The following is a 26232-nucleotide window of genomic DNA, read 5'->3' on the forward strand; positions in this document are numbered from 1 at the left end:
ATTCCTCACTTTCATTGCTAGGTTCTCTTTATACACCAAGCAAACAACAATAGTAATATTATTGACCTATCTATGGTAACAAAGATTAGTAGTGAAAGCAAATGAGCATGTTCAAACAACCTAATACAAAGAAAAAACGCCAGCACATCACGTACTAGCGTTTTCTAATTTATTGTGCAGCCTCTGCTTCCTCAGCTGCTTTTTTCGCGAAAAATTCTTCTGCAAGAATATCGATTTCTTTCTTCAATTCTTCCACCATTGTTTCTTCTGGTACTTTACGAACGATTTTACCGTGACGGAAGAGAAGACCTTCACCACGAGCACCAGCAATACCAATATCGGCTTCACGCGCTTCACCAGGACCGTTTACAGCACAGCCAAGCACTGCCACTTTAATCGGCGCTTTAATCGTTGAAATATATTCTTCCACCTCATTAGCAATACTAATCAAGTCGATCTCGATACGACCACAAGTTGGGCAAGAAATCAGTGTTGCCGCGTTAGAAGACAAGCCAAATGACTTCAAGACTTCGCGCGCTACTTTAATTTCTTCTACAGGATCGGCTGAAAGGGAGACACGTAGCGTATTCCCAATACCTTTACAAAGAATCGCACCAAGACCAGCTGCACTTTTGATACCGCCAGCGAATTGCGTTCCTGATTCTGTAATACCTAAGTGAAGAGGGTAATCGAAAGCTTTCGACGCTAAATCATAAGCTTCAATCGCCAAGTTCACATCCGACGCTTTAAGTGACACGATAATATCATGGAAATCTAGATCTTCTAAGATTTTAATATGATCTAAGGCACTTTCTACCATACCTTCCGCAGTAGGATAGCCGTATTTCTCGATAATTTTCTTCTCAAGACTACCAGCGTTAACACCGATACGAATCGGAATACCCTTCTCCTTCGCTGCGTTAACTACTTTTACAACACGATCACGACGACCGATGTTTCCTGGATTAATCCGGATTTTGTCGACACCAGCATCGATAGCTTTCAGCGCTAAACGATAGTCGAAGTGAATATCCGCTACAAGAGGGATAGAGATTCTGCTTTTAATTTCCGCAAGGGCATTTGCCGCACGCTCATCTGGAACAGCGACACGCACAATTTGGCACCCAGCTTCCTCAAGACGATGAATTTCAGCAACTGTAGCCTCCACGTCATGTGTTTTCGTTGTGGCCATACTCTGGATAAATAACTCATTACTACCGCCTATGGTCAAATTACCGACCTTTACAGGGCGTGTATTTGATCTATGTGTTCTTTCTGTCAAAGCGATTCGCTCCTTATAAATCCTAACAGTCAGGATTTGTTATTATTAATGCATTACCAATCATACCACTATTCTTGCAAAAAATCATCCATATTGTTTATTAAAAATTGGTGAGAAGACGGCATTATGAGCTTATTATACAAAAATAAAAGAGCTAGATTGGAGAAGATTGTATCTATTTATGCTGAGAAATAAGCCAATTCAGTAGTTGTGCATTGTTATAAGCTTTTTCCCAAGAAGCGTGAGGATTAGGAGCGACCAAACCAGAAGGATATTCCGTCATTTGAATGAATGTACTACCAGCTTTCTTTATGGCAGCTACAGCTTCAAGCGAGCCGTTTACACTATTAACAGGGTCATCTTCTGCTTGGAATGCCCAAATTGGCATATTTTTAATTTTGGTAGCATCCGTTTGGTTTGGCGCTAAATATCTTGCTGTTCCTTGTGTTATGAACGTGGCGTCTTTATGATACATATATCCTGCAATTGGAACCGCTGCAGCAAAAAAATTAGGGTTTTCAACAATCATTTTCCAAGTTCCTGTCCCGCCATTAGAAACGCCAGTAATATAGATGCGTGATGTATCAATATCTTTATATTTTACTAGTAAGGAATCAATTAACTGCTTCACCGTTTCTGTTTGTCCGCCTGCAAACCAGCCATTTCGTTCTTCATCCCAAGCAACTTGTGGTGCTAAAACATAGCTTGGTGTCGTTCCTTGAAAAGTGGGAGCAGCGAATGTCACTGGACCATCTGTGCCTAAAAGCTGCAATTTATTATCATTTCCACGCTCGCCCGAACCATGTAAGAAAACAGCTAAAGGTTTCTTCGTATCATCTTTTACAGGCTCGAAAAGACGATAGGCCATGTCTTGTTTTCCTTCTGTATACATGCCTTCTTGAAACATATCTAAATCAGGACTTGCAATTTCTTTGATGTTAATAGGAGATGTAGCGCTGTAAGCTTTATTTGAAACGGTTAAGCTCTTGTTTTGCTTTACAGTGTATGCGAGATTGGTTCTTGTGTTTACAAATTTTTTAATATCAAATGTCAACGTGCTTGCATTACTATCATTTGGATCCAGTTCTAAAATAACATATTTCCCCTTCGCGGTTGGTGTTCCGACTTCTGCTTTTTCACTTGTGTAGATAGCTTTGATTGTTCTGCTCTTATCTCCTGCAAAAACAGAAAAACTAGCTTGATTCAGATTAGAACCGGTGAGCGTATCACTGTATGTAAGTATGACAGCTGCGCCAACTTCTCCTTTATCTATTACTTGCGTGACTAGCGTGATGTCCTTGCTGCTTAATTTCGTTTCCGCTTTGCTGTTGTTTGAGCAAGCGCTCGCAACAATGACTAAGACTAGAACTAAAAAACTGATGTACCTTTTTTTCATGTTCATTCTCCTTTTTATTTTTTTAGTTGGACGAAAAAAGGCAAAACCAATACATTTAGGGAAAATTCCTAAAAATGCATTTGGTTTTGCCTGCCGAACAGTGACAATCCAACTTGGTAATAATTGTAGCATAAAAAGAGAGCGATTACAATTATTTTTTAGTTATTTTTATGACTTTTAAAAAGCCATATCTTTGCATTTCGTATGAAAAATGAAGATATGGCTTGTTATATTTTATTGTATGGGCTGTTTCTGGTCTGTCGGTGGAATTTGGCGAATGACTAGGAAGATAATAAAGAAGCTGACCGCCATGTTAATCGTCGAAAGATATGGCACCGTAATTTGGAACCAGTACATAATCATCGTAAAGACAGACGCCAGTGTCATACTGTATGCCGCGATATTCCAGTTGTGGTAATACGTAATCCCCATACGTCCAAAACCGCTCATAATAAAGCCGAACAGGGCGTAGAGCGCAACTTTGAAAAACGTCACTAAAATCATCGCGATTAAAATAATACCTAGCAAAATCGGAATAAAGTATTTCGACAAATCTTCCATGGATTGATAGAAGTTAATCAGATCAGCCTTAGACCCAATCCCCGCAGTCGCATAATTCACAGTTTGATCAACACCAGGCGCCTTAATATAAATCGTATCAGATAAAAAGGCGATAGCACTATCAGCAGAACCGAGCTGATTGTCAATTTGGTCCGTCGTCAAGCTGTCCGTAGAATCGAAATAAAAGTAAATACTACCTTGGTCGATGGTAATAGGCTTCTTCGCATCAGAAACCAGCTTGCCATCCTTCACAGTAAAATCCGGAATGTCATTCTTAATCGTATCCGCGCCAACTTTCATAGCATCATTTGCTGCAGTGGCCGTGTGATAACCGATTGGTAAAAAAATTAGAATCGAAATTAAAAGTATGTAAATAATCGATTTCCATATTTTATCCGCACGAAATGTTGCGATATCCTCAGGAGAGTAGAGACTTTTGGCAAAACGTTTGAAAATGTTCATTTGGTTGGAATGCACCTCGTTCTTTTTATTGTTTTTATAGAAGGAAACGGGAGAAACTGATTTCACAGTTCCCATTTCTTTTCTTTATGATAGCTTGAAATGAGTGGGATTGCAAGGGTTTGAGGATAAGGAGCCTGTGATTTAGGCTCGGCTCGGCATCTTTAACTTATAATTATGCTTGATTTTTGATAGATGAGTCTTTAGGTAAGCATTTATATTGCAACCGCTTCTTTCTAGTGATAACCTTATACATGTAGGAAGAACTTGTTTTCCTGTTAAAAAAAGATAATCAAGGAGGAGTTTTTATTATGACATACGAATTACCAAAATTAGCTTACACATACGATGCTTTGGAGCCTAATTTCGATAAAGAAACAATGGAGATTCACTATTCGAAGCACCACAATACTTACGTAACGAAATTAAATGAAGCGTTAGAAGGACATGATGATTTAGCTGCTAAATCAATCGAGGACTTAGTTGCTGATTTAAATAGTGTTCCTGAAAATATCCGTACTGCAGTTCGTAACAACGGTGGCGGACATGCGAACCACTCATTCTTCTGGACAATTCTTAGCCCACAAGGCGGCGGCGAGCCAACTGGCGCGTTAGCAGATGCTATCAATGCAGAATTCGGTAGCTTCGAAGAATTCAAAACACAATTCGCTAACTCAGGCGTTGCACGTTTTGGTTCAGGTTGGGCTTGGCTAGTAGTGAAAGATGGCAAATTGTCAATCATCTCTACACCAAACCAAGACTCTCCACTAACAGAAGGCTATACACCAGTAATCGGCCTTGACGTTTGGGAGCACGCGTACTACTTGAAATTCCAAAACCTACGTCCGAAATACATCGAAACTTTCTGGAACGTAGTAGATTGGGACAAAGCTGCAGAATACTTCAACGCAGCAAAATAATAAGACGATTAAAAGCCGTGTGCGCGTTTTGCATGCGGCTTTATTTTTGTGTCGAAATGGCAATTACTGAGCCTTTAACTTTTCTTAAGAAATTTCTCATCAAACTCTAGTGGTAATCTTAGCGAAATTCAGCTACAATAGTATATAGATGAGTGCTGAAAAAGGAAGGATTGTGACGAGTGAAAAATAGATTCATAAAGAAACCAAACAAGCAAAAGAAGAAAAGGCAAGTCATTCCGCTACGCCTAAACATCCTTTTTTTCGTGATATTTATACTATTCTCTGCCTTGATTTTGCGACTTGGTGTTGTACAAATCGTTCAAGGGGAAACATATAAACGCCAATTAGAGGAAACAGATGATGTCAGCGTAACGAAAAACGTCCCACGTGGCGTTATTTATGACCGGAATTATAACTTATTAGTTGGGAATTCTGCCGTGAAGTCCATTACGTATGCGCGCAGTGAGAAAACGCCGCCATCTGAAATGATTAGCGTGGCGAAGAAGCTAGACAAGCTAATTACTGTAACGCCAGATACGAAATTGACAGAACGTGACTTGCAAGATTATTGGATTTTGACACATGAGAAAGCATCATTGGCACGTTTGACGAAAGCCGAGAAGAACTTAGACGGAGCAAAAGCTTATAAGAAACAAGTTGAAAATGTTACAAAAGCTGACTTGGATAGTTTAAGTGATGAGGACAAGCGAATTGCAACGATTTACAAGAAAATGACAGCTGGTTATGCATTGTCACAAGTTGCGATTAAGAGTAAAGGCGTGACGGACGAGGAAATCGCGAAAGTGAGCGAGAACTTAGAAAGTCTACCAGGCGTTGATACAACGACAGACTGGAATCGTTTTTACACGTATGATGAAACGTTACGTTCGATTTTAGGTAGCGTATCGACTGAGAAACAAGGGATTCCAAGTGACAAAGTGGATTATTACTTAGCGCAAGGATATAGCCGAAATGACCGCGTTGGTCGTAGTTATTTAGAAGCGCAATATGAATCTGTGCTAGCAGGACAGAAATCGAAGTCGAATAGTGTTCTGGATAGTAATGGAAATATTGTTGAGACGGTTGAGAAGTATGAAGGTTCTAAAGGTAAGGATTTAGTTCTTTCTATTGATGTTGAGTTACAAAAAAGAATAGAAGAAATTATAAAGAAAAATATGCAGATTAATAAAAGCAATGCGGGTACTGATTTATTTGACCGTGCCTTTGTTGTAGCTATGGATCCATATTCTGGTCAGGTTCTTTCACTCGCTGGTCAAAAAATTAATGATAAAGGTGAATACGAAGATTACTCACTGGGAAATTTCACAACTGCCTATAATATGGGATCTGCTGTGAAGGGAGCTACAGTGCTCAGTGGTATTATGGATGGAGCTATTTCTGAACATCAGACATTTTTTGATCAACCAATCAAATTTAAAGGCACTAAAGCGAAAAGTTCTTGGTTTAACAGAGCTGGTGAAGGTGGCAGGACTTTGGATCCCGTCGGAGCATTAGAAATATCGTCAAACTCATATATGTATCAGGTCTCCATGAAAATGGCTGGTGCAAAATATGTTTATGATGGACCGTTTAGAGCTTCGGCAGAGACTTTTGATAAAATGCGTTATTATTATAATCAATTTGGTTTAGGCGTTAAAACAGGGATTGATTTACCTGGAGAGCAGATTGGTTATAAAGGTGATGATAAGACTGTGGGTAAAATTCTTGACTTTGCAATTGGACAATATGATTCATATACACCTTTACAGTTAGCACAATATGGTTCTGCTATAGCCAATGGTGGATACCGTGTAGAACCAACAATGTTAAAAGAAATACGTGATCCAAGTACAAATGGCGATAATGTAGGTAAGGTAGCAACTGAAATCGAACCTAAAGTATTAAATCGTATAGGTGCTTCTAGTTCTGCAATCAAAGAGGTTCAAGATGGGTTTTATGCAGTTACACATGGTTCTAGTGGGACAGGAGCGAGTTATTTCAAAGATCTAGGAGTTGAGGTCGCTGGTAAGACAGGGACTGCTGAGGCTTTCTATGATGGACCGAAAAAGGATAGCGCGATGACCGAGGTTTGGAATACTACCTTCGTTGGATATGCACCAGCTGATAAACCTGAAATTGCAATTGCAGTTGTAGTTCCATGGGAATATCGTAAATATGGAGGAAGCGATTCTAAAATTAATCTGAAAATTTCTGAGCAAGTATTTAAAGCATATTACGACCTAAAAGAAGAGCGTGCAAAAGCAGGGAAAGATAATTCTAAGGTAGAACAGCCTATAAATAATAAGGCGGCAGCAGCGGCGGCACAGGCAAAGTTAAATGACTAAAGACAAATAAAATGGAGTTGATAGAGGTCGGTATGACTTCTATCAACTCCATTTTATTTGTCTAACCTATCTTTGTATAGTTAAATAATGTTGTAACTCCGCTCTATAATCTTTCCATGACCAATACCCGTATACACAAACATCATATTGTCCAGCAGAGAGGCCTTTCAGTGATATCGATGTTTTGTAGGTGAAGGCACCTAGACTTTTGTTATATGCCATTCCTTTATAGACATCGACGATTCTAATAGCGTTGTTGTTTCCTTTTTTGTAAAGTTGCACTGATACACCGTTACTATTACATATTCCATAGACATCAATAGTAGTAGCAGTTTTTGTGTAAGTGTTTGCATCAGTATGGAAAGCGATTTCTGGGCTTCCTTTTGAACTCATTGCAAATGCCTTCGTGCTTGAAAGGCTAAAGACTCCAACTAAAATAAAAGCAACAATCAATAAACAGGGCAAAGCTCTTTTACTCAAACTCATAATATTCTCTCCCATCAATTTTTTTGAACTATTTCCATTTAACAATATTACTATGTATATAGAAAATAGAACTATTTTTAGTATATCGTTTCATAGAAATATATTCAAATAAAAACTGAAAAAGTCTCATTTATTTTCCAAGGATAAATTGGTTTATATTTCTATTTTTGCATGTTTAGTATTATATTATTCATTGTTTGGATAAAAAACTACTGAACTATACTCATTAATTTTTTTGAGTCACTGCCATTCTCCCAATTCACTTGCAACCATCTGAACAATACGATTTTGCATATTATACGCAGTTCGTCGACTCACGTGAATCTTTTGCGCAATTCCCTCCATTGTTTGGTTGGAGTTTGTACGCCAATATCGTAGTTCTATAAATTCGTGGTAGGGATCGCCCAGCGTGTTAAGATTACGGATGACATTCTCGATACACTGTACAACGGTTGAGAGCCTTTCAATTCTAGTATCCAAATAAAGCGTGTTGTAAGGGGTGTGCAGATTTTTCTTTTGTTTTCGCGTTAACTCATTGATGCGGTCTATCATTCGGGGATAATTAATAATCTCATGCTCGATGTAACGATAAATTTCTTTTGGCATGGTTTTGGTAGCTGTTGTCATAATAGGACCTCCATTCATCTTTAATATAGGTCTATTATATAACGATTTTTATGCTCAAACCTGTCTGAAATCGCCCAACTTTAACTTTTTTCAGACAGCAAAAAAGCATTGCGAGACGCTGAATAATAGCGTTCTACAATGCTGATGAATTTGAGCATCATATTTTCAATGAATATGCCTCCTACAAAGTATCTTTTAGTATCTCCACGTCTTCAGGCAGGGCAAACTTTTCTATTGTTTTTTGCAATTCATTCTCATAACGTTTGTTTAATATAATATCAATAATAGAGACGATGCGATCATATTTAGTTCTATCAAATGCTAGTGATATATGTTTATAAATTGGTTTTTTTGCAAGGAGTAAACAAAGAAATTCTAAAACACATGTAACAGAAAATAGTACCCAGAAAAAGAAAACAATTAAATTAGACTGATACATATTAAAAAGAAAAATTAGCATTCCGGAAAGAAATGTTCCAATTACAATTTCCCTTTGCCTAATTGATATAACGCTTGTGGCGGACCCAGAAAGATAAGTTTTTACTTTTTCTAATTCTTCTAAAGTAAGTCTATTTAAAGCATAACAAAGAGCTTCAACATCATCTGATTGCTTGATTAAACCGGTTAAAAGCTTTGTGAAGTTATCTAATTCCGTTTTAGGTGTTTTCATTTATGTACCTCCTTAGGTGTATAATACAATTTATTTTCTTCGTATTTCTGTATAACGTTCAGTCAAAATTATATCAATGAGTGAGACGATTCGGTCATACTTTCCACGAGCATAAGCTAAACGCACGTTAAGCATAATAGGGAATGTAAGTGCTATTATGAATAAATGGCTAGCACAAACTGCAAGGAAGGTTACTGAAATAACAGCCACGAAGAAATATCCTTGAAACATATTGAGAAGAAAAATCATCATGCCTGCTATAAATGATCCCATTATTATACTTCTAAGTTGATAAAATGAAGTTCGTGTACCAGTTCCAGAAAAATAGGCTTTAGTTCGCTCGAGTTCTTCAATTGATAAAGAGTCCAAGGCTTCATTTAATATTTCGATATTATCAGCCTTTTCTGCAATAGTTGAAATCAGTTGAGAAAATGAATTTGAGTTTTTTTGTGAAATTCGCAATTTGTAAACCTCCAGTTGTAAAATTATATCAAGTATAGAATTAGTTGATAGTATACGTTGTTTAGATTAATTCTTAGTGGGTGTATCGTCTTCATATGTAGAAGTTTTCTTTAATGCGTTTTGAAAATCTTTTCTATAGCGTTCATCTAAAATAATACCGATTAAGCTGAGAATCCGATCATATTTAGCTCTGTTCATTGCAATTTCCAGAAAGGATTTGGTCGGCGCCTTTAAGGTGGAGCGGAAGAAAATTAAGATGCACGCAAGCAAATAAGCCATTCCGAGAAGAAAAACAAGAAACTCTGCTTGAAACTTTATGAAAAAGAAAACACTCATTCCAGAAACAAAGGAAGCCATAGCAATTTGAAGAAAATTTTTTGAAAAAGTTCGAATACCACTGCCTGAAAAATAAGATTGCACACTCTCTAACTCTTCAGTGCTTAATTGGTTCAAATTACAAAGCAGTGTTTCTGTATCGGATGTATCAGCTTCGAGGGAAGTAATCAATTGTGCGAATTTAGTTAATTCAAGTTTAGATGTTTTCAAAGTTCTACCTCCTTATGTAAATTAAAAATCTACACCCATTATACAATGGATGCAGATTTAATAGTATTATTTAGTAGATGATTTTTCTAGAAATTCTTTGATGAGTAGTCCAATTGCTATGAGACTAAGTGCTATAGGCGCTAACAAACCACCGCCAAATACGCTAACACCGTATAACGCAAACATGAAAACAGCCATTCCACCTGTTTTTAAAGCTCCATCAGTTACCGCGCTTGTAATAGCATCCCACTGTGAATCTAAGTCTTTATTTTTATTATCAATGATAAGCGATATACTCATTGAGGCACTTGTTTTGTACTTATCTGTCACTTCAATTTCTGGAACATTTGCTGTAATTGATACCGTTATAAAATCTTTTGCAGGAGACCATTTTACAGTAATATCTCCAACGACAACTTTTGCGGCTAAATCTGCAATAATTTTTTTGGTATCTCCAGCTTCTTCTGTGGATAAGGAGCCAGTCCAATTTGCTAATTCTTTTTCAAAAGAAGCATTGACTTTACCGTCTTTTACGGATACTGTTGTTCCACCATCTGCTGGGTCAGTGAGTTTCGCGCTAGCTTTAAAAATGACTGTAAGGTTTGGAGAAATGACACGCGAATTGGTTTTCTCCAATTCGAGTTCAAATGTCACTTTATCATCCACTAACGCGGCTAAACTTGAATTTCCGTACAATACATCGCGGATTTTCAACAAACGCGCACGGTTAATCGCTGCGGAATTTGGTGTGTCGCTTGCAGGTGGTGGGGTCACAGCAGAAACGCCTTTATCTACGCCAGAATAGGTTACTTTATCGATATCTAATTTCCCGTTCCCTGTGCCAATCGACATTTCAAAATATTGATCAAATGCCCAGTCGTCAGGCATCGGGAAGCCGAGATTACCGCTGAATCCAGTCGACATGTCAGCAACGAAGACGTTATCGACGAGGCCTTCATTTTTCAAACGGCTACATACATTGCGAGCTCCATAAACACCGATTTGATATGAACGCAGTGCTTGATTTTGCTTGAATGCGGCACGTAGGTTTTGGAAGTAAGGGATAATCAGGTCTGTAATTTGATAGTCGTAAGCGTCCAAGTCCACGGCGAAATAAATGGTTGTTCCTGCTGGGAAACCGAGATTGTAGGCGGCATCAATGGCTTTGTAACCGTCGCTAATACCTTGGAATGGGACTTCGAAATACGGGATTTCATAGCCGCCATCTTGATAGATAGGGAAGATTTTTAGGCCTTTTTTCAGGATAGCTGCGATTTCTGTCGGGTTCATTGCTTTGGGAACTCGAACGCCGCCGCGGATGACATTTCCTGTTAAATAGCGACCAACATACCGATAGCCTGCATTCCATAATGTGTCGATCTGATCTGTGTTAAGCACATACGAAGTGTCACAAGCTGTCGCGCTACGGTTTGTATCACCGGCACTAGATAGAAGCGCTTTGAAGGTTCCCATTGTAATCGCGCCTGTCGTGATGCTCATTTTCATAAATTCTTGATAGCGTTTCACTAAATTGGTTGTTTCCGCATCATACACGCCGCTGAACTGATTAATCGGTAGGCCATTGCAGGCAAGGCTATATTGTAAAAGCAGTACTAGTGCTTTATTGGATGCAAAAGTAGGGATTAAATTTGTCAAACTTGTTGTTGTTCCTGGTCCAAAATTTCCGTTTGCCGTCGTGCGTGCCATGCCTTCTTCTTTTTGCAAGGCGTAGATAAGTGATGTGTTTGTATCGCGACCGTAAAGGCCGTCACAAGGAACTAATTTGCCAATCCATGCGCTGTAATCACGATTTAGATTTTGCTGTACTATTCGAACGCCATAAGTGCCGCCGCTCACTGTTTGGAACGCGCTCATGTCAAGTAATGATTTCATAATAATCGTTGAAACAACACCATCTTGTGTCGCAAGTCCAGCGTCTTTTTGAAACATTTTCACGGCAATCTGTGTTTGGCCGCCGAATACACCTGTGAAGCCGCCAGGGCTGTAGCCTTTGCAATAAAATGCGCCTTGCAAGATGTAGTTGATATTTGTTGGTTTGGCGTCGCTTGCTCCGATTGTTAGTGGTTTGAATAGTTTTTCTGTTGTTGGACCGAAGTTATCTGCAGTAGGTGAGATGCCGAGTTCGATTTGAAGCGCGCGTGTCAATGCATAAACTGTCGTCCAGCCCGTTTTTCCGTTTTCCGGAATCGTTTGAAAATCTCCTTTTACCACGTATTTGTCGTAGGTTTTGTTTAACCAGCTTTGTACTTGTCTTACCATTTCATCCATTTTTCATTCTCCGTTCTCTATTTATGTTGTCTTACAAGAACTATCTTACAATGGAAAACGGGGCAAAAAATGCAAAGAAAATGCAATTCGAGATCGCGGAACGAAAAAAATTTCATTTTCTCCTCAAATTCATACCCAAAAACCCGACAATCAGCGGATATTGTGGTATGATAAGTTAAATGTAAAAAAACGAAGTCAAAAAGAGAAGTCTGGACTTTTCTTTTTCGACAAACTAAAACCAAGGGGGAAATAGAATGACGAAAAGTTATCACGTAGCCGTTGTTGGTGCAACTGGTGCAGTAGGGACGCAAATGATTCAATTATTGGAAGATGTGACGTTTCCAATTAAGGAAGTTTCTTTGTTATCTTCTGCGCGTTCTGCTGGTAAGAAATTGACGTTCCGCGGTGAGGAAGTTGTCATCAAAGAAGCAACGCCTGATAGTTTTAAAGGTGTGGATATCGCTTTGTTTAGTGCGGGTGGTTCGATTTCTAAACAGTTTGCCAAAGATGCTGTCGCGCATGGTGCGGTGATGATTGATAATACGAGTGCTTATCGTATGGACCCGGAAGTTCCACTTGTTGTTCCTGAGGTGAATCCGCATGCGTTACGCGATCATAAAGGAATTATTGCGAACCCGAACTGTTCAACGATTCAAATGGTAGCGGCGCTTCAACCAATCCGAGAGGCTTTTGGCTTGGATCGCATCATTGTTTCTACGTATCAAGCGGTGTCTGGTTCTGGAATTCAAGCGATTGATGAACTACAAACGCAATCACAAGCTATTTTGAGTGGGGAAGATTTTAAGCCTGCAGTGATGCCTGTGAAAGGCGATAAGAAACATTTCCAAATCGCGTTTAATGCGTTGCCACAAATCGATGTTTTCACGGACAATGACTATACATATGAAGAGATGAAGATGGTCAATGAGACGAAGAAAATCATGGAAGACGAGTCGATGAAAGTAGCTGCGACGTGTGTCCGGATTCCAGTCGTTTCAGGGCATTCTGAGTCTGTTTACATCGAAGTCGATCAAGATAACGTGACAGTAGCTCAAATAAAGGAATTGCTAGAAAAAGCGCCGGGCGTTGTGTTACAAGACGATCCAGCGACGCAATTATACCCACACGCAGCTGATGCAGCAGGCAAGAAAGAAGTATTTGTTGGGCGTATTCGCCGTGATTTGGATAACCCGCGTGGTTTCCATATGTGGATTGTGTCGGACAACTTGCTAAAAGGCGCGGCATGGAACTCTATCCAAATTGCTGAATCATTAGTGGAACAAGGAATCATCTGAAAAACGCGAAATAATTGAGGTGTAACAATGAAAATCATCGTGCAAAAGTTCGGTGGGACATCGGTGCAAAGTCCCGAATCCCGCCAGCTTGCATTTAATCATTTACAAAACTCCATTGATCAAGGCTATAAAGTCGTCGTGGTCGTTTCAGCGATTGGTCGTCTAGGTGATCCGTATGCGACGGACACATTGCTTGAACTGATTGGCGCGAAAGAAACACGGCTATCATTACGTGAGCAAGACATGTTGCTTTCGGTTGGTGAGACGATTTCGACGGCCGTTTTCACAAACATGTTATTAGAAGCTGGCATTAAAGCAACGGCATTCTCTGGCGCGCAAGCAGGAATTAGAACAACAGGAGAGTACACGGCAGGCAAAATTTCAGAAGTAGATACGACGCGTTTGCGTGAGACTTTGGAAACGGTGGATATTGTCGTTGTCGCTGGTTTCCAAGGCTGTGCATCAAATGGCGATATTACAACGCTAGGTCGTGGTGGAAGTGATACTTCGGCGGCGGCGCTTGGTGTTGCTTTGGGCGCAGAACGTGTGGACATTTTTACCGATGTGGACGGCATGTATACGGCTGATCCGCGTATCGTGAAGCACGCGCGGTCATTGCCGACGGTAAGTTATAATGAAGTGAGCAACATGGCTTATCAAGGCGCGAAGGTGATTCATCCGCGTGCTGTTGAGATTGCGATGCAAGCCAAGATTCCACTTCGGATTCGTTCGACGTATCTGGAAGGGGAAGGAACGCTCGTTACTTCGCAAACAGAAGTCAGCGGTCGTTTTGATGTGAAGGAACGTCTTGTGACGGGGATTGCGCATGTGACGAATTTGACGCAACTTCGTGTGCAAACCAACGATGTTCAGACGCAGCAACAAGCGTTTGCGATTTTGGCAGATGCAGGAATTAGTTTAGATTTTATTAATATTTCCACAAACGAAATCGTGTTTACCGTCCCAGAAAGAAAGCGGGAGCATGTGTTGACACTTTTAAAAGAAGCATCGTATCACGCCGAAACGACGGAAAACTGCGCGAAAGTCTCTATTGTTGGTGCTGGAATTGCAGGCGTGCCAGGCGTTACAGCCAAGATTGTATCCGCCTTGTCCGCGAAGAACATCGCTATTTTGCAATCTGCAGACAGCCACACAACGGTTTGGATTTTGGTCGAAGAAGCCGACTTAATCGCAGCAGTTAACGCGCTTCATGATGAATTTTGCATTGAAAATGAGTTTGAGGAGGAATAATCGTATGGATTTTGGAAAAGTCATTACTGCAATGGTTACGCCATATAATTCCGAGAAAGATAAAGTGTGTAAAAAAAGGATTCATCGCTTGGTGAACCACTTAATTGATAACGGCTCAGACGGGCTTGTTGTGGCAGGGACAACTGGTGAATCACCGACGATTTCCCACGACGAGAAAATCAAGTTATTCAAACAAGTCGTAGAAACGAACCAAGGCCGCGCCAAAATTATTGCTGGTACAGGTTCAAACAATACAGCAGAAACCATCGCATTCACAAAAGAAATCGAAGCAATCGAAGGCATTGACGCGGTACTAATTGTGGCACCTTATTACAATAAACCAAATCAAGCTGGACTTTACGCGCATTTCGCGGCTATCGCAGAAGCGACGACATTACCGGTGATCATTTATAATATCCCAAGCCGTTCTGTGGTCAATATCGAACCAGAAACAATCATCGAACTTGCGAAAATCGATAACATTGTCGGCGTGAAAGAATCCAGCGGTAATTTTGACAACATCACGAAAATTATCACGGAAACAGCGGATGACTTCGCCGTTTATAGTGGAGACGATAGTTTTACATTACCAATCTATGCGCTTGGCGGAAATGGCGTTATCTCGGTAGCAAGTCACATTATCGGGTCAGAAATGCAAACCATGCTTCGCGCTTTTGATGAAGGTGACACAAAACAAGCCGCAGCCATTCACGGCAAACTCGTACCGCTAATGAACACGCTTTTCATCGCACCAAACCCAGCGCCAGTAAAACATATGTTAAACAGAAATGGCATCGACGTAGGTCATTTACGCCTGCCACTAGCGCCATTAACAGATAGCGAAATTACAACCATCGAAACAGCATTTCACAATTATTTAAAATAGCAGGAAGGAGGAATAACCTTTGACAATTAAAAAAGCAAAACAAATCAAGATTATCCCACTTGGCGGTGTTGACGAGAGTGGAAAAAATTTATATGTAGCAGAAGTAGACGACGCAATCTATGTCATGGATACAGGACTTATGTTCCCAGAAGACGAATTGCTGGGCATTGACGTCGTTATTCCGGACATCAAATACTTAGAAGACAATCAGGAACGAATCGAGGCTATTTTTCTAACACATGGTCACGAAGACGCAATCGGAGCGCTACCTTACGTGCTAGCCAAAATCAAAGCACCTGTTTACGGTACCGAATTAACGATTGCCTTGGCTAAAGCAGCATTAAAAGAGCACAAGAAAGTTCGCTTCAACGACTTCCACATTGTCGATGAAAAAACAAAGCTTTCTCTAAAAAATGTAGACGCAGAGTTTTTCCGTACAACGCATACGATTCCTGATTCTGTCGGGATTGTCCTAAATACAAGCGAGGGCGCGATTGTGTACACAGGGGACTTCAAGTTCGATCAATCCGCAAAACCAGGTTACGAAACCAGCCTAGGTCACATCGCTGAAATTGGCGAAAAAGGTGTTCTTGCCTTGCTTTCCGACAGTTCTGAAGCAGAGCATGCTGGAACAACATCAAGCGATAGCTTAATCGACGAACAAATCCGTCACGCTTTCCGTTCCGCATCTGGCCGCATTATTGTAGCTTGCGTTGCCTCTAACCTTGTTCGTTTGCAACAAGTCCTTGACGCATCATTCGCAACAAACCGCAAAGTCGCGATTGTCGGTAAAGAACTAGAACGCGTTTTTGATATCTCGGTAAAACTAAACAAAATCAACTTACAAAGTGATGATTTAGTCGTACCATTAAAAGAAATCAAGAAACTAAATGACGATCAAATGGTAATCATCGAAACAGGTAATCTCGGTGAACCAATTCAGTCACTACAACTGATGACACAGGGCAAACACCCGAAAATCAACGTCCAAAAAGGCGACACTGTATACATTACATCGACCCCATCACCATCATCAGAAACGATTTTGGCGAAAACGATTGATATGTTATACAAAGCCGATGCAACCGTCCTAACCATGAGTCGCGACTTATTCGTTTCAGGTCACGGAAGCCAAGACGACTTGAAATTAATGCTGAACTTAATGAAACCGAAATACTTCATCCCAGTTCACGGCGAATACCGGATGTTAGTTTCCCATGCCAAATTAGCCTATGAAATCGGTATGCCAAAATCCAACGTTTTTGTCGCTGGAAAAGGCGAAGTTATCGAATATAAAAATGGCCGTATGACAGCAGGAAATCGTGTTTTTGCGGGAAATACATTAATTGATGGTCTAGGTGTTGGCGACGTTGGGAACATTGTTTTACGCGATCGTAAATTACTATCAGAAGACGGTATTTTCATCGTTGTTATCACATTAAACCGCAAATCAAAAGCGATTATTTCAGGACCAGAAATCATATCTCGCGGTTTCATCTACGTACGCGAATCAGAACATTTGATTGAGAAATCATCTGAAGTCGTAACGAAAATCGTAGAAAAGAACCTACAAGACAAAGAATTCGAATGGGCGAAATTAAAACAAGACATTCGCGATCAACTAAATCGCTACCTATTTGAACAAACAAAGCGTCGTCCAATGATTCTACCAATCATTATGGAAGTCTAGTAAGCACCACCTAAGCCTCAAAAACCATTGAAGCTTAGGTGGTATTTTTTTGACTTTCGAAGTGGCGTCAAATATGATATAGTAGAAAAAGACAGATTTATTATAAGTATGAGGAGTTAAAATATGGCTATTTGGTTTACATTAATGGGCATTGCCTTCCTAGCTTTTATCGTAGGAATGATCATGTTATTTTCCCAATCGAAACGAAAAATCGGTATCATTACCGTCGGCAGCGCAAGCATTCTAATTATCGCGTCACTCATTGGCGTATTTATTTCTATTAGCAATTACAACAAGCTACAGCAACAAGTGGCGACTTATTCTTCTGACAGTAAGAACGGCACGACGAAATCAGAAGGAAAAGAGACATACAATGTCAACTGGCACAACAACGCAGACGGCATGGATAAGAAAATTTCGACAGTCGCTGTAGAGAAGAAAGTCGTCCATTCCACAATGGAAGACAAAGACATGCCAGGAACACTAACCATCGCAATCGAAATTAAAAACAACACGAAAAACGAGTTATTAAGCTATCCACTACAAGGCGAACTTATGACTGAAAATGGCCAGCAATTAGCTGCGGACATCATTCTTTCAGACCTAGTAGATGGCAAAATGAAGCCAGGCGCCACAATTAAAGGCACGGTGGTATTTCCACTTGATAAACTGGATAAAGTATCAGACATTTCTTGGTTCCAATTTTCTTGGTCCACCTATAATAAAGATAAACTAATCAAGAGTGACACTGGACGTATAGACTTGAAGAAATAACACTTTCTCTTATCGAGGAGTGTTTTTCTTTGCTAAAAGGGAGGTTTTGCAAGTGAATTATATGATTCGGTTAGCACGCGCAGGGGATGCACAGTCATTGTCGGCGATTCGACTACAAATCGATGCGGAGACGGAGAATCTCGATCGGGAAGCTGGAGAGGATTTTATGGATGAACAAGCTTTTGGTGATTTGATTGAGGCTGATTCGAAAGCTGCACATAATTTATTCCTTGTTGCGGAAACAGAAGGGAAGCTTGTCGGTTTTTCGAGGTGTGAAGGAAGTACGTTGAATCGCTCGAAGCACAAAGTAACGTTTGGCATCGCAATTTTAAAAGCATATTGGGGTTTTGGAATTGGTTCAGAGATTTTGCATCATGCCATTCAGTGGGCGGATACGCATGAAATCACGAAAATAACATTAAATGTCCTCGAAACGAATAAAAAAGCAATTCTTCTTTATCAAAAAGCTGGTTTTGAGATAGAAGGTTGTTTGAAAAATGATAAGCGACTTGCGGATGGTAGCTATTACAGTACTATCTTAATGAGTCGAAATACATGAAAAAAAGCAGTAGACACTCCTAATTTAGATAGGAAAATCTACTGCTTTTGTGTTATTCTGCTACGTTTAATGTTTCTGCAAGATATTCATCGTACGAAACTTCTTTATTGTAGAACTGGTCTTTCGAAAGGTTGATGATACGCGTAGACACACTTTGTAGGAACTGGTGATCATGAGATGCGAAAATCATCGCGCCTTTGAACTGAATCATGCCGTTATTTAGTGCTGTGATTGACTCTAAGTCCAAGTGGTTCGTAGGTTCGTCCATCAATAATACGTTGGCACCAGAAAGCATGTTTTTCGATAGCATACAACGTACTTTTTCACCACCGGAGAGTACGCGAACTTTTTTCAGAACTTCGTCGCCGCTAAATAACATACGACCTAGGAAACCACGTAAAAATGCTTCGCTGTCATCTTGCGGTGAGTATTGACGCAACCATTCTACAAGGTTCAAGTCATTTTCTTCAAAGAACTCGGAGTTATCTTTCGGGAAGTAGCTTTGCGTTGTTGTTACGCCCCATTTGAATTCACCTTCGTCAGGCTCCATTTCACCAGCAAGGATTTGGAAGAAGACTGTTTTGGCAACTTCGTCATCACCAACAAGCGCTACTTTATCCGTGCGGTTTAAAATGAAACTGACATTATCAAGCACTTTCACGCCATCAATTGTTTTAGACAAGTTCGTCACAGTTAGTAAATCATTACCAACTTCGCGATCAGGATTGAATTGCACGAATGGGTAACGACGGCTAGACGGTTGAATGTCTTCCAACGTGATTTTATCAAGCATTTTCTTACGGCTGGTTGCTTGTTTGGATTTCGAAGCATTGGCCGAGAAACGCGCGATAAAGGCTTCCAACTCTTTGATTTTTTCTTCTTTCTTCTTGTTGCGGTCGCCCATCATTTGTTGCGCCAGTTGACTTGATTCATACCAGAAATCATAGTTTCCGACATACAGCTTAATTTTGCTGAAATCAAGATCGGCGATATGCGTACATACTTTATTTAAGAAGTGACGATCATGCGAAACCACAATAACCGTATTCTCGAAGTCAATTAAAAATTCTTCCAACCAATGAATAGCTTTGATGTCCAAGTGGTTGGTAGGCTCATCTAGAAGTAAAACATCAGGTTTACCGAACAAAGCCTGCGCTAGCAAAACTTTCACTTTTTCACTACCAGTAAGGTCTTTCATTAGTTTGCCATGTAAGTCTGTTGTAATACCAAGCCCGTTAAGCAAAACGGCAGCTTCTGGTTCTGCGTCCCAACCGTCAAGCTCCGCAAATTCGCCTTCTAATTCAGCAGCACGAATACCATCTTCATCACTGAAATCTTCTTTGGCATAAATCGCGTCTTTTTCTTCCATGATTTTAAACAATTGTTCGTGTCCGCGAATCACGACTTTTAGAACAACTTCTTCATCGTATTGGAAATGATCTTGGCGCAATACCGTTAAGCGTTCGCCAGCTGGCAAGTGGACATTACCACTTTGCGAATCAAGTTCACCTGATAATACTTTCAAAAATGTGGATTTACCCGCACCGTTCGCACCGATTAAGCCGTAGCAGTTACCCGGTGTGAATTTAATCGACACATCTTCAAACAATTTTTTATCGCCAAAACGTAAAGATACATTATTTACAGTTAACATTTTCGTCCTCCCAAATTCACGCATTTTCAGCTGAAATTTTCATAGTGAATGCTAAAAACGCAATTACTACTATTCTATCACGTTTAGGTGTACAAAGAAAGAGCAGGGGACTGGACTTTCTGAAATTTGCTGTTATAATAAAAAACAGATAGTCGGATTTTGTCGGTGGGATTACAAATGTCACTGCAGTTTGACTGTTAATTTAATAGACGTTACCACAGGGGGGGCTTTTAGCTGAGATTGATTCTTTGGAATCTGACCCTTTGAACCTGTTCGTTAATACGAGCGTAGGGATTGTGGCGAATGTAGTGGTATCTGATACATAAGTTAGATGATATGACTCCTTTCTTCTGCGGTACGTTTTTTCTACCAAATTATAGAAGGGGGTATTTTTTATGCGTAATACACGATTGTTGACGTTGTTGGAATGTGCTATTTTTGCGGCGCTTGCGATGGTACTTAGTTTTATTCCACTGGATATCGGATCTTCTTTTTCGATTTCGCTCGGGATGATTCCGATGTATATCATTGCGATTAGACGCGGATTTTGGGCGGCTGGTTTCTCCGGATTATTATGGGGCTTGCTTCATTTTGTGACTGGGAAAGCTTATATTTTGAGCCCATTGCAAGGGTTTATCGAGTATATTGTGGCCTTTGTGTTTATCGCTTTTGCTGGTGTTTTTGCGGTGCAAGTGCGTAATTATTTAAAAGCAGAACAACTCGGAAAAGCGATTGGCTGGGCGTGGGGAACAATGATTATTGGCGGCGTAGCGCGTTATTTCTGGCATTACTTAGCTGGCGTATTGTTCTGGGGTGCCTATGCGTTTAAGGGCTGGTCAGCGCAACTGTTCTCGGCAGTGATGAATGGGATTAGTTGTTTAGGAACGGTTATTGTAGCGGGGATTATTATTACCATCTTAATGAGAATCTCACCAAAACTGTTTTTGCCTAAGTAAGTGATTTTGAGTTTACGAATGTCTTATCTCGTGTTATAATGAAGTGGAGAAAAGACAAGTGTATAATTAACCAAATGTGAAGCCCTTATCTCTGGCGGGAGATAAGGGCTTCTTTTGGCTAGACTTTACCGTCCACTTCGTGTCTTCTTACGCCGATTCTCTAACCAGTAATTGAAAATTGAAAGGACACAACCCACAATAATCGGCGCAATGATGGCGGAAAAAACAAGCATATAATTAACCCTCCTTTCTCCAGAATATTACTCGTCTCTAGAGGTAGACGGTCTCATTATTATACCATATAAACTTGGAAATTCCGTGCAAAAACACCCTAAAATTTAACAGCGTTTTACGTGTTTTTAACCCCTTACTATGCTGTTTTAGAAAGAAATTTTGAAACTTCCCTAAGTGCCTATGAGTAGTGCATTTGGGGGAGGTTTTTTATGACTTATTTAGGTACTTATGAGGCTTGCTCGTTCGCTTTTTTATTTTTGTTACGTTATAATAGTTGTCAGAGAGAACTGTGTTATTCGAAATGGAATCATTACTTTTGATTTTTGACTCAAATATAACGGCGGTTTCGAATATACACCTGTGAAAAGTTGAGAACTTCTGATGTCCCAACTTTTATTTCTTTTTTTAATAAGTTTTTCTGTTGAATTTGAAATTTTTCGTTATTTCAATGGAAATACATATTGCTGTTAACTAAACTCGGAGGTGTCTAGATTGCTAAGATTTGAACATGTTTCAAAGATTTACAAGGGAGGTAAAACGGCGGTCAATGATCTGAACTTGGATATTGATCGTGGCGAATTTATTTGTTTTATCGGACCAAGTGGTTGCGGGAAGACAACAACGATGAAGATGATAAACCGCTTGATTGAGCCTACAGAAGGCCAGATCTTTATCAACGACAAAGATATTATGAAGGAAGATCCGGTAAAACTGCGTCGGTCGATAGGCTATGTCATTCAGCAAATTGGCTTGATGCCGCATATGACGATTCGCGAAAATATTGTACTCGTTCCGAAACTTTTAAAATGGTCGGAAGAAAAGAAAAATGAACGTGCAAAAGAACTGATTAAGCTAGTAGATTTGCCAGAGGAATACTTAGATCGTTATCCGTATGAATTAAGTGGTGGGCAGCAACAACGGATTGGTGTGCTTCGTGCGCTAGCGGCCGAACAGAACTTGATTTTGATGGATGAGCCTTTTGGTGCGCTCGATCCGATTACGCGTGATTCTTTGCAAGAGGAATTTAAGAACTTGCAGCGCGAACTTGGGAAAACGATTATTTTCGTAACGCATGATATGGATGAAGCGATTAAGCTTGCGGACCGCATTGTTATTATGCGCGGTGGTGAGGTTGTGCAATTTGATACGCCTGATGAGATTTTGCGTAATCCGGCTGATAAGTTTGTAGAAGACTTTATTGGGAAAGATCGCTTAATTGAGGCGCGTCCAAATGTGACGAATGTAGAACAAATTATGAATAAGGCGCCAGTTTCGATTACGGCGGATAAATCCTTGCAAGCTGCGATTCAACTCATGAAGGATCGTCGTGTTGATACATTGCTTGTGACGGATGATCAGAATGTGCTAAAAGGTATCATTGACGTAGAGGCTATTGAGCATAATCGCCGGACTGCGACGTCTGTTGTTGATATTTTAGATAAGAACGTTTTTTATGTGAGAAAAGACGCGTTGTTGCGTGATACGATGCAGCGGATTTTGAAACGTGGCTTTAAATATGTACCAGTGGTGGATGAGAAGAATCGCCTTGTTGGGATTGTGACTCGTGCAAGTTTGGTAGACATTGTTTATGATTCCATCTGGGGCGATTTAGAAGAGACAGAAGCAGCTGTGGAACAACAAAAAGAGGAAGTACACGAATAAAATTAGGAGGTTATTTTAAATGGACGCGATTACGCAATTTTTTCAAGACAACGGCCATGACCTGCTAGTAAAAACGTGGGAACACCTGTATATCTCGCTTTCGGCGGTAATATTAGGTATTGTTGTGGCTGTGCCAGTCGGAATTCTTCTGACACGCTCGCCAAAAATCGCAAATTTCGTCATTGGTATTGTAAGTGTATTGCAAACCGTGCCTTCACTTGCGATCTTGGCTTTCATTATTCCAATTTTAGGCGTTGGTAAAATACCAGCGATTGTAGCATTGTTCATCTATTCTGTGCTGCCAATCATGCGTAACACTTTCATCGGTGTTCGCGGAGTCGACAAAAACTTAATCGAATCAGGGCGCGGTATGGGGATGACTTCTTGGCAACTCGTCAAAAATGTCGAACTACCAAACTCGATTTCGGTCATCATGGCAGGTATTCGCTTATCTGCTGTATACATTATTGCTTGGGCAACGCTTGCTTCTTATATCGGAGCTGGCGGACTAGGTGACTTTATTTTCAACGGCTTGAATTTATACCGTCCAGATTTAATTCTCGGTGGTGCGATTCCAGTTACTATTTTAGCCTTATTAGTAGAGTTCTTCCTAGGTAAACTAGAAGTTAAAATTACACCAAAAGCGATTCGCGCAGCAAAGGAGGGGCAGTAAGATGAAGTTCAAACTAGCAACAAAACTCACTGCCATCCTGCTTAGCATCTCTCTTTTATCCGCGTGTGCCTTGCCAGGTCTTGGCGGAAGCACAGATGGCACCATCAAAATAGGAACGATGTCCACAACCGAATCACAAATCGTCGGAAACATCGTGAGACAAATGATTGAACACGATACAGATTTAAAAGTAGAAATGGTCAACAATCTCGGTTCCTCTGTCGTGCAACATCAGGCCATGGTAAACGGTGATATTGATATCTCAGCCACGCGCTACACAGGGACAGATTTAGTAGGTCCACTTGGCGAAGAACCAATTAAAGACCCAGAAAAAGCACTAGAAGCCGTCAAAAAAGGTTTTGCGGATCGTTTTGATCAATATTGGTTTGATTCTTACGGTTTTGCGAACACATATGCCTTTATGGTGCGTCAAGATACAGCGAAGAAATATAACTTAAAAACAGTCAGTGACATGCGCGCTGTTGAAAACCAATTGGTCGCTGGTGTCGATAATTCGTGGATGGAACGTGCCGGAGACGGATACAAAGCGTTTTCCAAAGAATACGACATCACTTTCAAAAAGATTTTCCCGATGCAAATTGGCTTGATTTACACAGCTTTGAAAAATGACCAAATGGATGTGGCCTTAGGTTACTCCACAGATGGTCGGATTCCAACGTATAACTTAGTCGTTTTAAAAGACGATAAACACTTTTTCCCACCATATGATGCATCGCCAATGGCTACCGATAAAATTTTAAAAGAGCATCCAGAACTTAAAACAACTATTAATAAGTTAGTCGGTACGATTTCCACGGAAGAAATGCAGAAACTGAACTACCAAGCAGATGGCGAACTTAAAGAACCGTCCATCGTCGCGGAAGAATTTCTAAAAAAACATAATTACTTTGAAGATAAATAAGGAGGTGTCGACAAAATGGAAACATTCAAGCAGCTCATAGACTACTATCAAACAAATGGAAGCTACGTAATGGAAGAATTCTGGCGGCATTTCTTAATGAGTGCTTACGGCGTCATCTTTGCGGCAATCGTCGCGATTCCGCTAGGCATTTATATCGCTCGGAAGAAAAAACTAGCTGGTTGGGTCATTCAAACAGCAAACGTCATTCAAACCATTCCAGCCTTAGCGTTACTTGCGATGCTCATGCTCGTTATGGGACTCGGCACAAATACTGTCGTGCTATCCTTGTTCCTATATTCCATCCTACCAATCCTAAAAAACACATACACAGGTATCCAAAACGTAGATGGCGCACTATTAGAATCAGGAAAAGCAATGGGAATGACAAAATGGCAAGTTTTGCGCATGATTGAAATTCCGCTCGCACTATCCGTCATCATGGCAGGTATTCGAAACGCCCTTGTTATCGCTATTGGTGTTGCGGCAATCGGAACATTCGTTGGAGCAGGAGGCCTAGGAGACATTATCGTACGTGGAACAAACGCCACAAACGGTACAGCAATTATTCTAGCCGGAGCAATCCCAACCGCATTAATGGCAGTAATGGCCGACCTATTACTTGGCTGGGTCGAACGAACATTAAACCCAGTGAAAAACAAAAAGAAAAGCCTGACAGAAGCATTATAATTTAAAAAACGAACTATTACCTAATTAGAGGTTTAATAGTTCGTTTTTAATCTGCGTAAAATAGCGTTTTTCATCTAAAAATAAAATTGGTTCGGTTTTAGAAGGAGGGAACAAGAAATGCAATCCACGCTTATTATCATCCGAGGCAACTCAGGAAGCGGCAAAACAACCATTGCCCAGCAGCTACAAAAAGAACTTGGTCCTGGCACCATGCTCATTTCACAAGACGTTATCCGCCGAGATATCCTACATACGAAAGACCGCGAAGGTAACCCAAGCATCCAACTCATCCAAAACATCGCCATCTACGGCAAAGAACACTGCAACCACGTCATCATTGAAGGCATCCTAGGAAATAAAAACTACCAAGCCATGCTTCACGAACTAATCACACTTTTCAACAAGCAAGCCATTGTTTGCTATTTCGACATTCCATTCGCTGAAACACTCAAACGGCACCAAACAAAACCTAACGCACACGAGTTTGGCGTTCAGAAAATGCAGGAATGGTGGCTAGACAAAGATTATCTAGGCGTTCCAAACGAAATCATCTGGACTGCGCAAGACACACCAACAGAAATCCTTCACAGTCTCCACGAACAACTAAAAAAGCCGTCCCAATAAGGAACAGCTAGGTGCTAAAACAGCGCAATAAGATAAACAATCACATAAATCACGCCAATAATAGCAGGAATAATCGAAGCCATCAACAAGAAAATCTGATACATTGGCTTGCGTTTCATCTGCATCCCTTTAATACTTAGATAAAACCCAAGAAAACCAGAGCCTCCCATTAAAATAGCGACAATAAATAGCAAACTCTCCGGCCAGCTAAAGTTATATATCACATACAAACAAAGATAACCAAAAAGAATAAATAAAATGTTAACATCAACTAGCGCTTTCCATCGTTCATTTTTAGGCACGTAACTTCCAACTCCTCACG

26 protein-coding genes and 1 riboswitch are annotated in these 26232 nt (G+C 40.3%); of the genes, 14 read left to right on the forward strand and 12 right to left on the reverse strand.

Annotation, left to right across the window (positions count from 1 at the left end):
* Positions 1 to 169: 169 nt before the first annotated feature.
* The 3 genes from ispG to EP57_RS06395 all read right to left on the reverse strand — a co-directional run bounded on the left by ispG (position 170) and on the right by EP57_RS06395 (position 3701).
* Entirely contained in the window at positions 170 to 1282 is a 1113-nt protein-coding gene (gene ispG / locus EP57_RS06385) for a flavodoxin-dependent (E)-4-hydroxy-3-methylbut-2-enyl-diphosphate synthase (RefSeq protein WP_036085305.1), read from the reverse strand.
* A 175-nt stretch (positions 1283 to 1457) separates the two neighbouring features.
* A complete protein-coding gene (locus EP57_RS06390) occupies positions 1458 to 2678 on the reverse strand; it encodes a prolyl oligopeptidase family serine peptidase (protein WP_052167591.1) in 1221 nt (406 codons plus the stop codon).
* A gap of 234 nt (positions 2679 to 2912) precedes the next feature.
* A complete protein-coding gene (locus EP57_RS06395) occupies positions 2913 to 3701 on the reverse strand; it encodes a DUF1189 domain-containing protein (RefSeq protein ID WP_036085307.1) in 789 nt (262 codons plus the stop codon).
* A gap of 308 nt (positions 3702 to 4009) precedes the next feature.
* Here EP57_RS06395 and EP57_RS06400 point away from each other — a divergent pair, with 308 nt between their 5' ends.
* Positions 4010 to 4618: a superoxide dismutase gene (locus tag EP57_RS06400; protein ID WP_036085309.1), complete on the forward strand. Its 609-nt coding sequence runs from the start codon at positions 4010 to 4012 to the stop codon at positions 4616 to 4618.
* A gap of 179 nt (positions 4619 to 4797) precedes the next feature.
* The gene (locus EP57_RS06405) at positions 4798 to 6963 is read left to right on the forward strand and encodes a peptidoglycan D,D-transpeptidase FtsI family protein (RefSeq protein ID WP_036085310.1); all 2166 of its coding nucleotides are present in this window, start codon (positions 4798 to 4800) and stop codon (positions 6961 to 6963) included.
* 66 nt (positions 6964 to 7029) lie between these two features.
* On the opposite strand, the gene EP57_RS16480 is transcribed toward EP57_RS06405, so the two are convergent.
* From EP57_RS16480 to EP57_RS06435, 6 genes are all read right to left on the reverse strand, one after another.
* Positions 7030 to 7449, reverse strand: coding sequence for a hypothetical protein (locus EP57_RS16480; RefSeq protein ID WP_052167592.1), 420 nt, complete (start codon positions 7447 to 7449; stop codon positions 7030 to 7032).
* 240 nt (positions 7450 to 7689) lie between these two features.
* The gene (locus tag EP57_RS06415; RefSeq protein WP_036085311.1) at positions 7690 to 8076 is read right to left on the reverse strand and encodes a hypothetical protein; all 387 of its coding nucleotides are present in this window, start codon (positions 8074 to 8076) and stop codon (positions 7690 to 7692) included.
* 181 nt (positions 8077 to 8257) lie between these two features.
* Positions 8258 to 8746: a hypothetical protein gene (locus EP57_RS06420; RefSeq protein ID WP_036085313.1), complete on the reverse strand. Its 489-nt coding sequence runs from the start codon at positions 8744 to 8746 to the stop codon at positions 8258 to 8260.
* A 30-nt stretch (positions 8747 to 8776) separates the two neighbouring features.
* The gene (locus EP57_RS06425; RefSeq protein WP_036085314.1) at positions 8777 to 9208 is read right to left on the reverse strand and encodes a hypothetical protein; all 432 of its coding nucleotides are present in this window, start codon (positions 9206 to 9208) and stop codon (positions 8777 to 8779) included.
* Between the two features lie 66 nt (positions 9209 to 9274).
* Entirely contained in the window at positions 9275 to 9754 is a 480-nt protein-coding gene (locus EP57_RS06430; protein ID WP_036085315.1) for a hypothetical protein, read from the reverse strand.
* Positions 9755 to 9820: 66 nt separating this feature from the next.
* Positions 9821 to 12043 (reverse strand): glycoside hydrolase domain-containing protein, encoded by a 2223-nt coding sequence (locus tag EP57_RS06435; RefSeq protein ID WP_052167593.1) that lies wholly within the window; start codon positions 12041 to 12043, stop codon positions 9821 to 9823.
* Between the two features lie 254 nt (positions 12044 to 12297).
* Between EP57_RS06435 and EP57_RS06440 the strand changes: the two genes are divergently transcribed.
* The 6 genes from EP57_RS06440 (at position 12298) to EP57_RS06465 (ending at position 18498) form a co-directional block, all read left to right on the forward strand.
* On the forward strand, positions 12298 to 13338 hold the full coding sequence (locus EP57_RS06440; protein WP_036085316.1) for an aspartate-semialdehyde dehydrogenase: 1041 nt from the start codon (positions 12298 to 12300) through the stop codon (positions 13336 to 13338).
* 27 nt (positions 13339 to 13365) lie between these two features.
* The gene (gene dapG, locus EP57_RS06445; RefSeq protein WP_036085317.1) at positions 13366 to 14589 is read left to right on the forward strand and encodes an aspartate kinase; all 1224 of its coding nucleotides are present in this window, start codon (positions 13366 to 13368) and stop codon (positions 14587 to 14589) included.
* Between the two features lie 4 nt (positions 14590 to 14593).
* On the forward strand, positions 14594 to 15475 hold the full coding sequence (dapA, locus tag EP57_RS06450) for a 4-hydroxy-tetrahydrodipicolinate synthase (protein WP_036085318.1): 882 nt from the start codon (positions 14594 to 14596) through the stop codon (positions 15473 to 15475).
* 19 nt (positions 15476 to 15494) lie between these two features.
* A complete protein-coding gene (locus EP57_RS06455) occupies positions 15495 to 17165 on the forward strand; it encodes a ribonuclease J (RefSeq protein ID WP_036085319.1) in 1671 nt (556 codons plus the stop codon).
* 123 nt (positions 17166 to 17288) lie between these two features.
* Positions 17289 to 17939, forward strand: coding sequence for a DUF4352 domain-containing protein (locus EP57_RS06460; protein ID WP_036085320.1), 651 nt, complete (start codon positions 17289 to 17291; stop codon positions 17937 to 17939).
* A gap of 61 nt (positions 17940 to 18000) precedes the next feature.
* Positions 18001 to 18498, forward strand: a complete 498-nt coding sequence (locus tag EP57_RS06465) for a GNAT family N-acetyltransferase (protein ID WP_052167606.1) — start codon at positions 18001 to 18003, stop codon at positions 18496 to 18498.
* Positions 18499 to 18550: 52 nt separating this feature from the next.
* Here the strand turns inward: EP57_RS06465 and EP57_RS06470 are convergent, their stop codons facing one another.
* Complete coding sequence (locus tag EP57_RS06470) at positions 18551 to 20152, reverse strand: ABC-F family ATP-binding cassette domain-containing protein (RefSeq protein ID WP_036085322.1); 1602 nt, start codon at positions 20150 to 20152, stop codon at positions 18551 to 18553.
* 210 nt (positions 20153 to 20362) lie between these two features.
* Positions 20363 to 20464, forward strand: a riboswitch (TPP riboswitch).
* A gap of 83 nt (positions 20465 to 20547) precedes the next feature.
* Between EP57_RS06470 and thiT the strand changes: the two genes are divergently transcribed.
* Positions 20548 to 21108: an energy-coupled thiamine transporter ThiT gene (gene thiT, locus EP57_RS06475; protein WP_036085323.1), complete on the forward strand. Its 561-nt coding sequence runs from the start codon at positions 20548 to 20550 to the stop codon at positions 21106 to 21108.
* Between the two features lie 125 nt (positions 21109 to 21233).
* On the opposite strand, the gene EP57_RS16820 is transcribed toward thiT, so the two are convergent.
* A complete protein-coding gene (locus EP57_RS16820; protein WP_114982875.1) occupies positions 21234 to 21341 on the reverse strand; it encodes a type I toxin-antitoxin system Fst family toxin in 108 nt (35 codons plus the stop codon).
* Positions 21342 to 21834: 493 nt separating this feature from the next.
* Between EP57_RS16820 and EP57_RS06480 the strand changes: the two genes are divergently transcribed.
* The 5 genes from EP57_RS06480 (at position 21835) to EP57_RS06500 (ending at position 25910) form a co-directional block, all read left to right on the forward strand.
* Positions 21835 to 23004, forward strand: coding sequence for a betaine/proline/choline family ABC transporter ATP-binding protein (locus EP57_RS06480; protein ID WP_036085324.1), 1170 nt, complete (start codon positions 21835 to 21837; stop codon positions 23002 to 23004).
* 19 nt (positions 23005 to 23023) lie between these two features.
* Positions 23024 to 23677 (forward strand): ABC transporter permease, encoded by a 654-nt coding sequence (locus tag EP57_RS06485; RefSeq protein ID WP_036085325.1) that lies wholly within the window; start codon positions 23024 to 23026, stop codon positions 23675 to 23677.
* 1 nt (position 23678) lies between these two features.
* A complete protein-coding gene (locus EP57_RS06490; RefSeq protein ID WP_036085326.1) occupies positions 23679 to 24599 on the forward strand; it encodes an osmoprotectant ABC transporter substrate-binding protein in 921 nt (306 codons plus the stop codon).
* A gap of 15 nt (positions 24600 to 24614) precedes the next feature.
* The gene (locus EP57_RS06495) at positions 24615 to 25286 is read left to right on the forward strand and encodes an ABC transporter permease (protein WP_036085328.1); all 672 of its coding nucleotides are present in this window, start codon (positions 24615 to 24617) and stop codon (positions 25284 to 25286) included.
* A gap of 117 nt (positions 25287 to 25403) precedes the next feature.
* Positions 25404 to 25910, forward strand: coding sequence for a kinase (locus EP57_RS06500; protein ID WP_036085330.1), 507 nt, complete (start codon positions 25404 to 25406; stop codon positions 25908 to 25910).
* 14 nt (positions 25911 to 25924) lie between these two features.
* On the opposite strand, the gene EP57_RS06505 is transcribed toward EP57_RS06500, so the two are convergent.
* A complete protein-coding gene (locus tag EP57_RS06505; protein WP_036085331.1) occupies positions 25925 to 26212 on the reverse strand; it encodes a hypothetical protein in 288 nt (95 codons plus the stop codon).
* Positions 26213 to 26232: the final 20 nt, after the last annotated feature.

It is taken from the genome of Listeria booriae (genome assembly GCF_000766865.1).
GTDB classification, from domain to species: Bacteria; Bacillota; Bacilli; order Lactobacillales; family Listeriaceae; genus Listeria_A; species Listeria_A booriae.